The organism is Psychroserpens mesophilus, from assembly GCF_000826645.1.
GTDB lineage: Bacteria > Bacteroidota > Bacteroidia > Flavobacteriales > Flavobacteriaceae > Psychroserpens > Psychroserpens mesophilus.
Map to the genome: position 1 here is coordinate 178,402 of NZ_JXJP01000003.1, position 16,122 is coordinate 194,523.

Here is a 16,122-nt window from a genome sequence, read left to right on the forward strand (position 1 = left end):
TGTGATAGACAACTTACCAAAAGATAAACAGTTAATATTATTTGATGGCGTTTGCAATCTTTGTAATGCTTCAGTATTGTATGTGATTAAGCATGACAAAGCTAATCGGTTTATGTTTGCTCCTTTACAGAGCGAAGTTGGAAAACAAATCATTCAAAAATTTAATGTAGATCCTACTAAAACAGATTCTATCCTTTTGTATTCGGAAGAGAAAGGACTAACTGTAAAATCAACAGCTGCTTTACATATCGCAAAGCATTTAAGCTTCCCAAGATCCCTAATGACTGTTTTTTTTATTGTTCCTACTTTTATTAGAAATTGGGTGTATGATTTTGTTGCAAAAAACAGATACAAGTGGTATGGCAAGAAAGATGCTTGTATGATTCCAACTCCTGAGTTAAAAGCAAAGTTTTTAGCATAAAAAAGTCCTTTCTCTCAAAAGGACTTTAATAACTAACAACTAATTAAAACTAATTTAACTCTAAAAAAAATTATCATTAACATTTGAGGGATTATCTAAATATGGTTAATGATTAATAGCACATTATTTTGATATTGTAAACCTACGTAATATGCTTACAATCAAGCTATATTCTCGATATAAAGTATAAAAAAATTGATTAAAAAAGTGTAACTGCAAAAAACATCTATAAGATGCACAATTTAAAATTTGAATGATTTGTCTAATGACCTAAAAGACTTTACTAATTAATATTAGAAGTTTACTCAATCAAAAATCAGGTTTACTCAGTGGGTATTTGTATTTATTACTGCATCAATTATCTTTAAATTATAATTGCACAGAAGCCTTAAAGCAAAACAGTTAATTTGAGCCCTACTTCAGTTAGTTGGGAACGACTCAAATTCTTATCATGTGCAAGTCTAACACATGGTCTGCTTCAGAACAACCTCTGAAAGATAATGTTGCGCTTTAAGGCTTTTTTATTTCAAACTCTTTAAGATAAAATCTAAATTGGTATTCGAATTATCATTGCTTAGGTAAGCATCTGTATAATATTTTGAAGGAATCGCTAAGCCTAATTTCTGAAGTTTTGTTATTGTATCGAGATATTCTAAACTTACCTTTCCTGTAAGTAACGGATTTAAATCACCTCCAGATTTGGCATAATTATAAACTTGAGTAATGCCTCTCAAATATAAGTGATCTTTTGTGAAACCTCCTCCTCTATGCACACGTAACGTAATTGCGAAAGCTTTTTCTCTGCTTAGTTTGTGCTGGCTAAAAAGTAAATCGAATGTATCTGAAAAACTGTAGCCTTTATTAAGTGTATCGACAGCAATAACACGATAGGCTAATTCTTTTAATCGTTGTATAGTTAAACAACCAGACATATATTCTGAATATACAGCTAAGCCTTCCTGAGTTTCAACGTTATTTGGTAATCCGTTTGAAAATACTTTAAGCGGTTGAGACAATCCATTAAATGTGGTCACCATATGAACACCAATTTCGTGATTGGTTAATACTTTCAACTGATTTAAACTGAACTTGTGATTTTTACGTAACACTAAAGTCTGTGTATTATTCATCACCATGGCAGCTGCTGAAATATTAGTCGACAACTTGATGTTATATTTAAAATCATAACGCTTTGAGTACGCTTCAAAATAGTTTACAGCATCGTCAACTGAATACATTGGTAATAACTCTTCATCAAAATCACTATCATCAAAACGAAGTATAAACTTAGCATTATCGATATCAACTTCTGTAGGTGTACCAAAACTTTTTAAACTATTGAAGTAAAATTTTCGTCCTTGGTTTATGGTCTGAATACATTCAATAAGCCCGGAATATTCATAAATAACATCTTCATATAACTGCCTTACATCTTCATCTTCAACACGTTCGAGGCGCTGAGAAAAAAATAAACGATGCAATTTATAACCATTAAATTTAATTTTCGGATAATTAAAAACCGGATCGTACGTAAATTTAGAAGAAAAGAATTGTTTCTTTTCGCGTTCAATATTTAACGGATTGATATAATTGAGAACTTCAATCTTTTGAACTAATCTATCGAGATTTCCATCAATATCAAATAAGTCTTGATATTCAGTTGTACTTGGAATTTGAGACATTATAACCTATGTGTTTTATAAAAATTTGCAGCATGTTCAGGCAATCGCTCTCGAAGTTGTTTTTCAACTGCAGCAACAACTTCAGGATATATCACCTGATCATATTCATCACAATAAATCTTTGCAATTTCGGTTGCCAAAACTAAAGTATTTTTGAAGTTTTTGGTAATAAATTTCAGGAAATAGCCATTCCCTTGAAACGTATCATTAATCTTTGAAGTTTGCTTAATACCATGCGGGAAATGTATTTCTGACAAACTTTGTCGCCACAATTCTATGTCCTTACCAAATCGGTTGTTATCCAAATTTGAAGTTCCTAAATTCCATGTCGGCACTTCTCTGTCCCAGCGTTTCCAGTTATAGCTATGCATATCGTATACAATGCAAACATCAAATTTTTCTTCTAGTTTTGAAATGAGAGCATGTACAACCTTGTAAAAATTTTCATGCTTACTAAGACTTTTCTGTTTTTGGTTTTCTGGTAAAGCTTGCTTCCACAATTGCTTTCCCCATGCCGTTTCAAATACTGCTTCTTCAGGAGTTCGATTTAAATCGTATTCAAAACGAGAATCACAACCTGCAATGACAATAGGATGAGATGTGACCATATGTTTCGTTTCAGGATCTTCTTCAAACCATCGGTCGTATTCTGTGTGTAAACAATTATCCCAAAGTTCTTTTCTAAATTGATGTCCGTCATGAACTGCGCCACACACGTAATGTACATAGTCATCAATTTTTAAAGTAAATGAATAATCTTCAGCAACAGCATGAAAAATTTCTTCGTTATTAATTTTAGAAATTATAGTATCAATTGATAATCGCTCCATAATTATTAACTCAATATTTTCTTTAAAATATTATAAATCATATGTTCAATCTGATCCATATGACCATCAGCAAATGCCATAAGTTTTATGTCTGCAAAAAGCGCCTCAGGATTGTTGCGATAGGCTGTATTAGTATTGACAGCATCCACTATTTTAGTAATACTCTGGTAATCATTATCGGCATCAAATTCAGTTTTAATATGCTTATACGTTGCTTCGTCAACACGAGATAATATGTACTCATGCTCTTTTTTGCTTTCTTTTAAATCAGAATGTGCAACAAACAATAAAATATAAGCCACGAGCTCTTGTTTTGTCCAGTTGGTAATTGCCATAATTAAGTTGTTAAAGTTCCGTATTCTGTCCATGAACCATCATAAACAGAGATTTGTTGATAATCTAAAATTTCAGCTGCCAAGGCTAAAATGCATGCTGTTATTCCTGAACCACAGGAGAAAGTTAATGATTTCTTTTCAATATTATAGCTATCAAAAATCCTTTTTAATTCTTGTTTGGATTTAAAGCAATGGCCATCTAATAAATCGGCATATGGAAGATTTTCAGAGTTTGGAATCGTTCCGCTTCGAAGTCCTTTTCTTGGTTCGGGTTCTAAACACATAAAGCGAGCTTTGGAACGAGCATCTAAAATTTTCACGGCGTCATTTTCAGATAATTTAGAGATATCATCAAAATAACGCATTTTAGAAGCATCGTATGAAGCTGAAAAATTTCCGGTCTTCCAGTCATTTTGTTGAGCTGTAGATTCTGTTTTATAACCCAAACGCTTCCACTCTGGTAATCCACCATCTAAAACGGCAATGTTTTTAAATCCGAAGGTTTTGAATAACCACCACACTCTCGGACTCCAATACATACCTTTATTGTCATAAACGATGATGAGAGAATCATGATTAACTCCGAGTCGACGTGCTTCATCCTGAAACTGTTGTTGTGACGGAATTGTATTTGGAAATGGAGCATTAGCATCACTGAGCTTACCTTTAATATCTACTAATCTCGAATTAGGAATATAGCCTGCAGTGCCAGAATTTGTAATTTGTTCGCTGGCATCCAAAATAATAAGATCATCTAGGTATTGATTGTCATACAACCATTTACAATTGACGATGGTTGACACGAACGGATTCCCATCAAGCATCCTCAACCGTTTTACGTAAACGCACTCGTCTGTCAAAGGCCTGAAGCTGATCTAAGACCTTGCTTTCAAGGAAATCAATCACGCGTTCTTCAACTTTAATTTTGTTTTTATAAACTTTATTAATGTACGTAATTCCGCCAGGTGACATCACATTTACTTCGACCAGTTTGCCGCCAATCACATCAATACCAACAAAATAGAGTCCGTCTTTGACTAATTTCGGACCAATTTGTTTGCAAAGTGCTTTTTCTGCTTTGCTTAATGTATGTTTTTGAACTGAACCTCCAGCAGACACATTTGATCGATGGTCATCAGAACCAGGAACACGTTTCATAGCTCCAACAGGTTCGCCATTCAACAATAATATTCTTACATCACCTTGATCTGCACCTTCTATATAATCCTGTAGAATGACGTAATTTGATGAACCTTCTCCACTGGTAATGTAAAAGTCTAATAAGGAATTAATATTACTCATGGCTGATTTTTCAATTAAAATAACGCCAGAACCACCAAAACCATTAAGAGGTTTTAAAATCATTTTATCAGCTTTTGACTCTTTGATTTGCTTAACCAGATACTCTTTATTTTTTGATACATGTGTATTCGGAATGATATTACTATGCGCGTCACCAAAAGCAGCTGTGTAGAGTTTGTTATTAGCCTCTCGCATGCCTTCTAATGAATTTACAATAAAAACATCGTCTTTAACAGAGTCTAAAAAATTAAGCATAATAGGATCTAAAGGCGGATTTGCCCTAAAGAATATGGCATCAAAACCTGCCAGAGGCAACATTTCTTCTCTTAACTTCGCTTTGTTATAAAATGCTTTAAGACTAGAAGGTACTTTGTCCATCCGACTAATCACATTACAAAATGCATTAGTCACACTGTCTCTAATTGTTAGATTCGCTGGAGTACACATAGCAACACCATGATGACGTTTAACACATTCTTTAATTAAAGCTAAGCTGGTATCATTTTCAGGATCTATATTTTCCCAAGGATACATAATAAAACATATATTCATGTATGTAAGGTTTTGATTGGAACTTGTTAAATTATAAAAATTCTCTTAAATAGTAAAATGATTGATGATTTAAGAATCTAAATCGAATGTTTGTGTCGGATTATCGTGCTCTCTATAATCTAACATATCCTCTCCATCAGCAATTATCGAACAAACGGTTGCATCTCCTGTAACATTTACTACAGTTCTAAACATGTCTAAAATTCTGTCAACTGGAAAAATAATTGCAATCCAAGCAGGATTTAAACCTACAGAATCCAATACAATAATAAGCATAACTAATCCAGCACTTGGCACAGCTGCAGAACCTATAGAGGCTAAAGTTGCTGTAAGAACAACTGTAACTTGTTGAGCGACGGTTAAATCTATCATATGCATTTGTGCTAAAAATATAACAGCTACGGCTTGATATAAGCTCGTACCATCCATATTTACAGTAGCTCCAATAGGCAGAACGAAACTGCTTATTTTTTTATTGACACCAAGATTTTGCTCCACGCATTCCATAGTCACAGGAAGTGTTGCTGCACTACTCGACGTCGAAAATGCAAGGGTTTGAGCAGGACTCATCGCTTTAAAAAACCCTGAATACGGAATTTTCTTCACAAATGCTTTTAAAATAATTGGATACACTACAAAAATCATTAATAACAATCCTGCTAATACAGTCAATGAATACCAGCTCAATCCTTTAAATATTTCAATAACTTTACCAATATCGTCACCTGCCATTTTACTCACAACACCTGCTAATAAAGCAAATACGAAAAATGGAGCTGCTTGCATGACAATATCAACCATTTTTAAAAAAACTTCATTTATCCCATCAACAAGATTCAATACTGGTTTTGCCTTGTCTAAAGGAATAAATAACAAGCATACACCAAAAAATACAGCAAAAAAGATGATTTGCAACATGAGTCCATTATTCGATAATGAGTAGAAAAAATTACTGGGAACAATATCGATAAGTGGTTGTAATGGTGTGCTTTCTTTTCTTTTTTGAACCGTTTCTAATTTATCGGCTACAGCAGCTTCCTGAAGTTCACTTTTTGTTAATTCTGAAATCTCTTGCGCACGTTCAAAATACTCTGGATCTTTTAAATAATTAATGCCATCTTTAAGTTCATAACCTTGAGAGTCTGCCCAAATTTCATAACTAATACGATTATCAATTCGACTTTGGTCGTCTATTAATTCTCCTGGTTTAATGGTATTAACCAATAATAAGCCGAGTGAAATAGCCATGATGGTAGTAATTAAATAAATACCTAAGGTCTTCCCTCCCATTCTGCCTAAGCTATTTGGGTCTCCAATATTGGCAACTCCACTAATAATTGAAAATAAAACCAGTGGTACAGCGATAAGTTTTAGTAAATTTATAAAAATAGTGCCAAAAGGATCAATCCAGTTGATTGTAAACGAACTCCAACCCATAGTACTGGACAATAATGCCCAAATAATACCGAGTACCATTCCTATAATAATCTTCCAATGAAGTGCCAGTTTTTTCATATATCAAAGTTGATATTAAGTTCTTGTTTATTATGAACTGTAATATTTAACAATTACAGCAATTAATATTGAAATTCCGAAGTAAAAGAATCTTCCGTAAAGTCTAGCCGATTTTGCTTCCTTTAATTTCTTGTCAAATCCGTGTTTTATAAATCGATCATCTTCCTCATTGTTCAGTTGATGATTGTCAAAACCAAAACTTTTATTCAAAACAGGGAAAAAGAAAAACTTTAAAAACTCTGCATTTGTCAATGACATCGTTTTACTTTTTTCAGCATTTTTCTCTTCTTTAGTCAAACTAAATTAATTATTAACTGTATATTTTATTCAGCAAATAGAAATCAGCCAACACGAGAGCTGCCATGGCTTCTACGATTGGAATCGCTCTTGGTACAACACAAGGATCATGTCTGCCTTTACCTTGCATTTCAACAATATCTCCAGAACTATCCAACGTATTTTGCTTTTGAATTATGGTTGCTACTGGCTTAAAAGCCACTCTAAAATAAATGTCCATTCCGTTGCTAATTCCACCTTGAATTCCTCCAGATAAATTCGTTTTGGTCGAACCATCCTCATTAAATAAATCGTTATGTTCACTACCTGTCATTCTTGCACCACAAAAACCGCTTCCATACTCAAAACCTTTTACAGCATTGATGCTTAACATCGCTTTTCCTAAGTCGGCATGCAGTTTATCAAAAACGGGTTCTCCTAAACCTATTGGAACGTTTTGAAGCACACAAGTAATTGTACCACCAATAGTGTCACCTTCTTTTTTTATAGCTTTTATTTTGTTTATCATACGTTCTGCTGTTTCCTGATCTGGACAACGAACAGCATTACTTTCAGTTTTAGAAAAATCTAAATCCTGATATGGCTTTTCAAGAAAAATATCACCTACTGAAGATGTATACGCATTAATTTTAATAGTGTTTATCAATTGTTTTGCAATGGCACCAGCAACAACGCGGCATGCTGTTTCTCTTGCTGAACTTCGTCCTCCTCCTCTATAATCTCTAATGCCATATTTTTTTTCGTAAGTATAATCGGCATGGCTGGGACGATATACATCCTTAATATGAGAATAGTCTTTAGATTTCTGATTGGTGTTTTTGATGATAAATCCAATTGGAGTTCCTGTTGTTTTTCCTTCAAATAATCCAGAGAGAAACTCGACAGTGTCAGGCTCTTTTCGTTGTGTAACAATTGCAGATTGTCCAGGTTTACGACGATTTAATTCATTTTGAATAGCTTCTAAATTGAGTTCCAAGCCTGCAGGACAGCCATCTATGATTCCACCAATAGCCAGACCATGAGATTCTCCAAATGTTGTCAGTTTAAAAATGTTTCCGAAGGTATTTCCTGCCATATAGTAAGTTTTATGCTAAAGTACTTGTAAAAATAGAGAAACAAAAACAGATGGCCATAAAGCAACGTATCAACTGCAAAAAAAACATAACAATAGGTTAACAATTCGCTTAAATTTTAATAATAATTAATTGATACTTAGTTAATACAGAACATTGTTCTTTGCAATGAATTAGATTATTAGCCTTTGAAAATTAAAAGAAAAATAGAAATTGCTGTAGTTTCAGATGTTCATTTAGGCACCTATGGCTGTCATGCCAAGGAACTACTGACTTACCTTAACAGTATTCATCCTAAAAAATTAATTTTAAATGGAGATATTATTGATATCTGGCAGTTTAAAAAACGATACTTTCCGAAATCACATTTGAGAGTTATAAAGAAACTTATAGATATGGCTACTGAAGGTGTTGAAATAATTTACATCACTGGTAATCATGACGAAATGCTACGAAAATTCAGTAATACGACAATTGGAAACATTTCAATAGTTGATAAAGTTGTGCTAGAACTAGACGGAAAGAAAGCCTGGTTTTTTCATGGTGATGTTTTTGATGTTTCCATACAAAATGCAAAATGGCTGGCTAAATTAGGAGGTTATGGCTACGACTTTTTAATTCTTCTAAACCGTTTCGTCAATTGGTGTTTAGAGCGTTTAGGCAAGGAGCGTTATTCGCTATCAAAGACAATTAAAGATAGTGTAAAAGGTGCTGTAAAGTATGTGCATGATTTTGAAAAGGTAGCAACAGATTTAGCAATTGAAAACAAGTATGATTATGTTATTTGCGGACATATTCATCAGCCGAAAATGTTAATTAAAGAGAATAAGCACGGAAAAACAACCTATTTAAATTCAGGAGATTGGGTTGAAAATTTTACGGCTTTAGAATATCAATTTAAACGCTGGAAAATCTATAATTACAACAACGACAAGTTGAGAGCGTTTTATGCAGATGAAGACGTAAAAGATATGGAGGTCAAAGATTTAATTGCTGCTATTACCATTATTGACAAAAAGAAATCAAGCTAATTTATTGACTTTCAAGAAGCGCATGTCTTAAAATTGTTACAGGATGCAATGCCTTCCGTTGCGTTCCGTCTTTTATTTGATGTCTACAGCTTGTTCCGTTTGCTGAAATTAGAACCTCTTCAGAAGCTTTTCTTACCGCTGGAAATAAGGTCTGTTCGCCTATTTGCATACTGATATCGTAATGTTCTTTTTCGAAACCAAAACTTCCTGCCATTCCGCAGCAGCCACTAGGAATGATTGTCACGTTGTAATTTTCCGGTAAATTTAATACTGCAAAACTTGATGATTGATTGGCTAATGCTTTTTGATGGCAATGTCCATGAAACTTAATCGTTTTAGATTCCTTCGTGAATTGTTCTGAAGTGATATTGCCTAATGCTATTTCTTGCTGAATGAATTCTTCGATTAAAAAAGTATGTTTTGCAATATGTTCTGCTGAAGCTTTATCATCTGCCAATCTCAAATATTCATCTTTAAACGTAAGTATTGCTGAAGGTTCAATGCCAATTAAAGACGTGTGTTCTGAAATTGAATCTTTAAAATAAATTATATTCTGATTTGCTATAGCTTTTGCTTCCTTTAAAAACCCTTTAGAAATTTGTGATCTTCCTGATTGTCTATCACTTACTATGCTTACCTTGTAGTTAAGGTTTACTAATAAATAATAGACATCATTAACGATTTCACTTTCATTAAACCTCAAAAATTCATCAATAAAAAGTACAACCGATTTAATTATAGGTTGCTCAACTTTATATACGCTTATTACTTTATTTTCTTTACTAAAATTATCTTCTGAAATTAGTGGTAAACTTCTCTTGCCATGGATTTTAAGTACAGTCTTTAATATTCCAGAAGTTATAGCGTTTTTAAATATAAAATTTGATACAACTAGAAATTTAGAAGCAAGCGTATTGTATTTAGTTGAATTTGCAAAAAAACGATCTCTAAAGGTTGTTCCATTAGTCTTTTGATATTGATACTGGAATTCTGCCTTTAAACTGGCAACATCAACACTACTCGGACATTCACTAGCACAAGCTTTACAACTCAAACACAAATCGAAGACGTCTTTTAATTCTTTATGATTGAATTTATTGGGTTTATCAGATTGGGTCAAGAACTCACGTAAGGCATTGGCACGCGCTCTGGTGGTATCTTTTTCATTTCGTGTTGCTCTGTAACTCGGACACATCGTTCCGCCAAATTCTGGAAGCTTTCTGCAATCGCCTGAACCATTACATTTTTCAGCTTCTCGCAAAATACCTAAGGAACTTGAAAAATCTAAAAGCGTTTCTATTTCAGGTTCTTGTCTGTCAGGTTCATAACGAAGCGATTTATCCATAGGAAACGCATCGACAATCTTTCCTGGATTTAAAATGTTGTTGGGATCAAAAGCCGATTTAATTCTTTTTAAAATCTCGTAATTGTCTTCGCCAATCATCAATGGAATAAATTCAGCTCTAACAATGCCATCGCCATGTTCTCCACTCATGGAGCCTTGATATTTCTTTACGAGATGCGCAACATCAGTAGTTATTTTCCTGAATAACTCTACATCTGCTTTCTTTTTTAAATTCAGTATTGGACGTAAATGCAACTCTCCTGCTCCAGCATGCGCGTAATACACAGCGTTTTGTCCATGATTTTGCATCAACAAAGTAAACTCTTCAATGTAGTTTGATAAATCGGAAACAGAAACTGCTGTATCTTCAATACAAGCTGCTGTTTTCTGGTCACCTATCATGTTTCCTAGCAAACCTAATCCTGCTTTTCGAAGTTCATTCGCTTTATCAATATCTTTACCTAAAAGTATTGGATTAGCATAGCTTAATTCAGATAATTCAAGTGTTTGCAGAACATCCTGAGCTATCCTTGTTGCATCTTCAAGGGTTTCAGCTTTGACTTCACACATTAAAATCGCTTTAGGATCACCAACGATAAACGATCTGTTTTCCTGTTGCGTCTTGTTGTGTTTTGTGAGGTCTAAAATGGTTTTATCCATCATTTCACATGTAAACAAATTATGCTTCATGATAGGCTCGACAGCATTTAAACAAGATTGAATACTATCAAAATGGGCAGCAATCATGATAGATTCTGAAGGAGGCAACACATCTAACTGTAAGGTGATTTGTGTTGTAAATGCAAGTGTGCCTTCGCTACCGGAAAGCAACTTGCACATATTAAACTTGTTGTTAGATTTTGAAAAGACACCCGTATGAATCAATTCATCTATGGCATAACCCGTATTTCTTCTGTGTATTTCAGGCTTCGGAAAGTTGTCTGAAATTTGTTGTCGCACCTCCTTTGATGACAATTCCTTATAGATTTGGTTGTAAATTTCACCTTCTAGATCAGCTTGTTGTGTTTTTTTCAGAAAAGCTTCAGAAGTTAATTCAGAAAATACCACTTCACTCCCATCACTCAAAATAGTATGCAATTCAAGAACCTTATCTCGAGTTACACCATACTGAATAGAGGTTGTTCCTGAAGAATTATTTCCAACCATTCCACCAATCATGCAACGATTTGATGTCGAAGTAGTTGGACCAAAAAAGAGTCCGAAAGGTTTTAAATAGTTATTTAATTCATCGCGCACAACACCTGGCTGAACCGTAACAGTCTTCGCTTTTTCATTGACATCCAATATTTTAGTGAAATACTTGGATACATCAACTACTATGCCTTCTCCGACACATTGACCAGCCAAAGACGTACCTGCCGTTCTGGGAATTAATGATGATTTATGAGTTGTTGCAAACCTAATGAGTTGTTTAATATCAGAATGTGTTTTAGGTAACGCAACTGCTAATGGCAACTTTCTATACACAGAAGCATCAGTTGCATACAATGCTTTCATTAACGCATCGTAATACAAATCACCTGATAAACTTGACTTTAGCTTGTTTAGTTCATGAATACTAATGCTTGGCATGGTGAATGAGTCAAAATTTTAGTGAAATAGGATATAATTTTGTCTTAAAATTAATGCTATTGATTCAATTTTAACATAATTTTGCCGTTATAATTTTACGACAACATTAATAATTAATTGAACTTAAATTAAAAACTCTTAAATTATGAAAAGATTATGTTTAGTAGCAGTAGCGTTTTTTGGCTTTATAACAGCATCTAGCGCTCAGGATATTTCCGATAACGCCATTGGTATTCGTTTAGGCGATAGCGATGGATTTGGAGCAGAAATCTCTTACCAAAGAGCTTTAGGAGACAACAATCGCTTAGAATTAGATTTAGGGTTGCGAAGCGGAAATAACTACAATGGCTTCAAATTAGCTGGACTGTACCAATGGGTATGGCAACTTGACGGTAACTTTAACTGGTATGCTGGTGCAGGTGGAGGAATTGGATCTTACAGTTTTGACAATGTCCCAAGAGGATTTGATGACAGTGAGACTTTTTTATTTTTAGCTGGAGATATTGGTATTGAATATAATTTTGATATTCCATTACAACTATCTATTGATGCTAGACCAGAATTTGGATTTGGAGATTATAGAGACGACTTAGATTTTGATATCGCACTTGGTGTAAGATACAGATTCTAATCATATGTATTCATGAAAAACAGCCACTTGAATTTCAGGTGGCTGTTTTTTTTTACAGATACCGTTCTTTTATTATTTTACAATGGTGATTACCATGCCCAATCAAAATAAAACCTATGGCTCTGACTGAGATATTATTATTACTAGCATTCCCCATTTGAATTAACATATCCTTTGAAAAACTTTCGAATAACGCAACAGTTGCCTGTCTTAAAACATGTAATTCATTCAGTAAATCCTGTTTAGATCTTCTGTTTGCCTCACTGGAAACAGCATAATCGTCTTCGTCATAACCTGGCAAAGCTTTTTTTTCTTTTCTGGCAAATGACAAAGCCCTAAACGTAAATACGCGTTCAGTGTCAATTATATGCTGAATAAGTTCTTTAATCGTCCACTTGCCCTCGGCATAAGCATAATCATACTTGTCATCAGAAATAGATTCTAAAAAAGTAATGATATCATCTCCATTTTGCTTTAATCCCTTAATTAAATTTAAGGCTCCTGCACAATCAATATATAGCTGAAAATATGGATTGTATTCGCTTTTGTCTAGCTGATCTTTAGTCATTGTAATTAATTTGTGATTCAAAGTAACAAAAAAATCCCTTTACCATACTATTGATAAAGGGATTCTCAAATATTAAGATAGTTATGAGTGTTACGCCTACAATTCGTTAAAAATAGTATGCATTAAGCGTTTTTTGTCATTTATACTTTCTTCTAACGAAATCATGGTTTCAGTTCTGTAAATTCCTTCGATATCGTCTAACATAAAAATAATGTCTTTAGCATGAGAAGTGTCTTTTGCTCTGACCTTACAGAAAATATTAAATTTCCCAGTTGTAATATGAGCTACAGTAACATATGGGATTTCATTAATACGTTCTAAAACAAATTTAGTTTGAGATGTATTATTTAGAAATATACCAACATATGCAATAAATGAGTATCCAAGTTTTTTATAATCTAATGTTAATGACGATCCTTGGATAATTCCAGCCTCTTCCATTTTTTTAACTCTAACATGAACAGTTCCAGCTGATATCACCAATTTTTTTGCAATATCAGTGAAAGGAATTCTAGTATTATCAATTAACATGTCTAAAATTTGATGATCAATTTCATCTAATTTGTATTTTGCCATTTCTCAGTTTCTTTAAATTTTAAACAAAAATAACGCAAAATTGATGAAGATAATGTACTAATTATTAGTTTTTTTTCAATTTCAGTGAAGATTTCTCATTATTTATCCACACGAAATCGTTTGCGCTTCCTATTGAAATCAATTCACCAGCAGCAGTAAAAACCTCATGCCCATTAGCATTCATGTCATTATGAGCAAAAAAAGAGCTCAAATCTGTAATATTTTCGACTTTAGGTATAAATTCTATGGTGTCATCAATTAATGTTTCTTGATATTGAATTCCAATGTCGCCATTTGGAGTGTTTCTGATGATAATGTCATAAAATAGCTTCTGATTTTCAGGAATTTTGAGATAATCGGCATATTGTTCTCCTGATATATTATTTTCAGAAATGTATTGAATTGCAACTACCAAAGACTGAAACATAAATTCTCTAGTAAGCTCTCGATGGTAATCGTTGAACTGATGTCCTGCTTCAAAAAGAATAGTAGGTACATTATAACTTTGAAATGTGTCTCCTACACAATTAAGATTAAAAGCGTCATCATAAATACCTACCTGATTTGGGATTTGTTTCTGGAGAATTTTGTTCATTTCTGAAATGATTTCCATAGCTATTTTTCTAGTATTGGTAATTGTACAGTCTACATCTTGAGCTGGAGCCAAAAATGATACGGTTGCTGGATGTTTTGTATTCCCTGCACTAAAAATAGTTCGCTGTCCGTGAAGGTTAAAACAATAATTTGGCTTAAAAGACTCAAAAGTTTGTCGCAAAACTAGGCTTTCAGGTTGCGATAGATCTTGAGCATCTCTATTTAAATCAATTTCATTTGCATTTACACGTGTATATGCTTTTGCGCCATCTGGATTCAATATTGGAATAATTTTAAGCGTACACGTCTCTAAAATAGACCTCGATTCCGCTTCAGAAGCTAATAAAAAATTAAGTAAGTCAAAAATTGCCTTAGTAGTGGTGCTTTCATTTCCATGCATTTGAGACCACATCAGGATTTTTTTAGAGCCAAAACCTAAAGTGATGCTATAAATATTTTCATGATTAACCGACTTACCAATACTACTAACACACGACTTTAACTTGGGATGTTCTAAAAGCTCTGCTATGGATTTTGTATGGATATAGCGTCCGTAAAGTGATGACTCTTTGAAAGATTTAAATAGAGAATGTAGTCGTTCTGTTTGCATGAAAGTATATTGAATAGCACAAAGGTAAACAAATGCTGTTTTACATTTGTAAACAACAAAACCCAACCGTTTTGATTACAACATTAAACAAACTAACAGTCTTTCAAGTGAAACGCAAATACAGTATTGCGAAAAATTCAATTGCTATTTAAATTTTATTTTAAATTATTTTATTTCAGATAATTAAACTAATTTATATAAAGTATTAGTTCTATATAAATTCAAAATTTAAAGTTCTGTTGCATTCATGTTATAAAATAAGTTTACATTTGTAACGTTAGAAAGCATGAAACATTTGTTTACAATGATAAACACTGAAGATTTTATAAAAAGACTACAAAAAGTAATCGACTATTATGGTGAATCTGCATCTTCTTTTGCTGAAAAAATTGGTGTGCAACGTTCTAGTATTTCACACATATTGTCTGGCAGAAATAAACCTAGTTTAGATTTTGTTTTGAAGGTACTTTCCTCCTTTCCTGAAGTTGAATTGTATTGGCTAATGAATGGCAAAGGCACATTTCCTTCGGAACCTAGAACTGAAAGTTATGTATTAGAAAATAATGAAGGCACCACATCGAGTTCAAAAATGATTCAAAACTTAAATTCTTCAGATAAAACAATTGAACGTATCGTGATCTTCTACAAGGATGGTAGTTTCCAGAATTTTGAAAACTCATAATAACCTCATATAATCAGTTCAAGACCACTTGTATTTAGGAATTTGTACATATATCTTACAAATCAATTCCCATTTTGTAATTTTGCATAAAAAGGTATTTAATGAAACTTCCGTTATTAATTTGCTGTTTGCTTTTAACCAGTTGCTATACCGTTGACCGAAATTGTACAGATTTTAAAACAGGAACGTTTGAATTCACTTACGTTGTTGATGGTATTGAAAAAACAGGTACGTTTGTGCGCACCGAATCCTTGAATATAGATTACTATGATAACCAAATAGATTCAGCTTCTGTAAGATGGATAAATGATTGTGAGTTTATTCAAAAAACAATTCATCCCAAATCGATGGCAGAAGAAAAAGCCATTCATTTCAAAATATTGAGCACTACTGAAGACTCGTATACTTTTGAATATCAATTAGCCATGAAAGAACCTTACAAGAAGCGGCGAATTGAAAAAGGAACTGCAAAAAAAATAGATTAA

17 protein-coding genes are annotated in these 16,122 nt (G+C 33.3%); 5 read left to right on the plus strand and 12 right to left on the minus strand.

What is annotated here, in order from left to right:
- The first annotated feature begins 1 nt into the window (after window position 1).
- Entirely contained in the window at window positions 2-421 is a 420-nt protein-coding gene (locus tag TD18_RS04645; protein ID WP_040249151.1) for a thiol-disulfide oxidoreductase DCC family protein, read from the plus strand.
- A gap of 521 nt (window positions 422-942) precedes the next feature.
- Here the strand turns inward: TD18_RS04645 and TD18_RS04650 are convergent.
- The 8 genes from TD18_RS04650 to aroC all read right to left on the minus strand — a co-directional run bounded on the left by TD18_RS04650 (window position 943) and on the right by aroC (window position 8,009).
- Window positions 943-2,103 (minus strand): flavohemoglobin expression-modulating QEGLA motif protein, encoded by a 1,161-nt coding sequence (locus TD18_RS04650; protein ID WP_040249154.1) that lies wholly within the window; start codon window positions 2,101-2,103, stop codon window positions 943-945.
- Window positions 2,103-2,933 carry an N-formylglutamate amidohydrolase gene (locus TD18_RS04655; RefSeq protein WP_040249157.1) on the minus strand — a complete coding sequence of 277 codons (831 nt, stop codon included), beginning with the start codon at window positions 2,931-2,933 and terminating at the stop codon, window positions 2,103-2,105. The genes TD18_RS04650 and TD18_RS04655 overlap by 1 nt, the downstream gene beginning before the upstream one ends.
- A gap of 5 nt (window positions 2,934-2,938) precedes the next feature.
- Window positions 2,939-3,268, minus strand: coding sequence for a hypothetical protein (locus tag TD18_RS04660; RefSeq protein ID WP_040249161.1), 330 nt, complete (start codon window positions 3,266-3,268; stop codon window positions 2,939-2,941).
- A 2-nt stretch (window positions 3,269-3,270) separates the two neighbouring features.
- A complete protein-coding gene (locus tag TD18_RS04665) occupies window positions 3,271-4,092 on the minus strand; it encodes a sulfurtransferase (RefSeq protein ID WP_040249164.1) in 822 nt (273 codons plus the stop codon).
- Complete coding sequence (gene gshB, locus TD18_RS04670; protein WP_084205843.1) at window positions 4,085-5,122, minus strand: glutathione synthase; 1,038 nt, start codon at window positions 5,120-5,122, stop codon at window positions 4,085-4,087. The genes TD18_RS04665 and gshB overlap by 8 nt, the downstream gene beginning before the upstream one ends.
- 69 nt (window positions 5,123-5,191) lie before the next feature.
- Window positions 5,192-6,637, minus strand: a complete 1,446-nt coding sequence (locus TD18_RS04675) for a dicarboxylate/amino acid:cation symporter (RefSeq protein ID WP_040249170.1) — start codon at window positions 6,635-6,637, stop codon at window positions 5,192-5,194.
- A gap of 30 nt (window positions 6,638-6,667) precedes the next feature.
- Window positions 6,668-6,934 (minus strand): hypothetical protein, encoded by a 267-nt coding sequence (locus tag TD18_RS04680; protein ID WP_040249173.1) that lies wholly within the window; start codon window positions 6,932-6,934, stop codon window positions 6,668-6,670.
- 13 nt (window positions 6,935-6,947) lie between these two features.
- On the minus strand, window positions 6,948-8,009 hold the full coding sequence (aroC, locus tag TD18_RS04685) for a chorismate synthase (RefSeq protein WP_040249176.1): 1,062 nt from the start codon (window positions 8,007-8,009) through the stop codon (window positions 6,948-6,950).
- Between the two features lie 186 nt (window positions 8,010-8,195).
- Here aroC and TD18_RS04690 point away from each other — a divergent pair, with 186 nt between their 5' ends.
- Window positions 8,196-9,038 (plus strand): UDP-2,3-diacylglucosamine diphosphatase, encoded by an 843-nt coding sequence (locus tag TD18_RS04690; RefSeq protein WP_040249179.1) that lies wholly within the window; start codon window positions 8,196-8,198, stop codon window positions 9,036-9,038.
- A 1-nt stretch (window position 9,039) separates the two neighbouring features.
- On the opposite strand, the gene TD18_RS04695 is transcribed toward TD18_RS04690, so the two are convergent.
- Window positions 9,040-11,976 (minus strand): FAD-binding and (Fe-S)-binding domain-containing protein, encoded by a 2,937-nt coding sequence (locus TD18_RS04695; RefSeq protein ID WP_040249182.1) that lies wholly within the window; start codon window positions 11,974-11,976, stop codon window positions 9,040-9,042.
- 145 nt (window positions 11,977-12,121) lie between these two features.
- Here TD18_RS04695 and TD18_RS04700 point away from each other — a divergent pair, with 145 nt between their 5' ends.
- Window positions 12,122-12,607 (plus strand): hypothetical protein, encoded by a 486-nt coding sequence (locus TD18_RS04700; protein ID WP_040249185.1) that lies wholly within the window; start codon window positions 12,122-12,124, stop codon window positions 12,605-12,607.
- Between the two features lie 52 nt (window positions 12,608-12,659).
- Here TD18_RS04700 and TD18_RS04705 read toward each other — a convergent pair whose 3' ends face one another.
- The 3 genes from TD18_RS04705 to TD18_RS04715 all read right to left on the minus strand — a co-directional run bounded on the left by TD18_RS04705 (window position 12,660) and on the right by TD18_RS04715 (window position 14,955).
- Window positions 12,660-13,175, minus strand: a complete 516-nt coding sequence (locus tag TD18_RS04705) for a DinB family protein (RefSeq protein ID WP_040249188.1) — start codon at window positions 13,173-13,175, stop codon at window positions 12,660-12,662.
- A 96-nt stretch (window positions 13,176-13,271) separates the two neighbouring features.
- Window positions 13,272-13,751: an Lrp/AsnC family transcriptional regulator gene (locus TD18_RS04710; RefSeq protein WP_040249191.1), complete on the minus strand. Its 480-nt coding sequence runs from the start codon at window positions 13,749-13,751 to the stop codon at window positions 13,272-13,274.
- 64 nt (window positions 13,752-13,815) lie between these two features.
- Window positions 13,816-14,955 carry a M14 family zinc carboxypeptidase gene (locus tag TD18_RS04715; protein WP_040249193.1) on the minus strand — a complete coding sequence of 380 codons (1,140 nt, stop codon included), beginning with the start codon at window positions 14,953-14,955 and terminating at the stop codon, window positions 13,816-13,818.
- Window positions 14,956-15,259: 304 nt separating this feature from the next.
- On the opposite strand from TD18_RS04715, the gene TD18_RS04720 reads away from it, so the two are divergent.
- Both TD18_RS04720 and TD18_RS04725 read left to right on the plus strand, forming a co-directional pair.
- Window positions 15,260-15,637 (plus strand): helix-turn-helix domain-containing protein, encoded by a 378-nt coding sequence (locus TD18_RS04720; protein WP_040249196.1) that lies wholly within the window; start codon window positions 15,260-15,262, stop codon window positions 15,635-15,637.
- Between the two features lie 101 nt (window positions 15,638-15,738).
- Window positions 15,739-16,122, plus strand: coding sequence for a hypothetical protein (locus TD18_RS04725; RefSeq protein WP_040249199.1), 384 nt, complete (start codon window positions 15,739-15,741; stop codon window positions 16,120-16,122).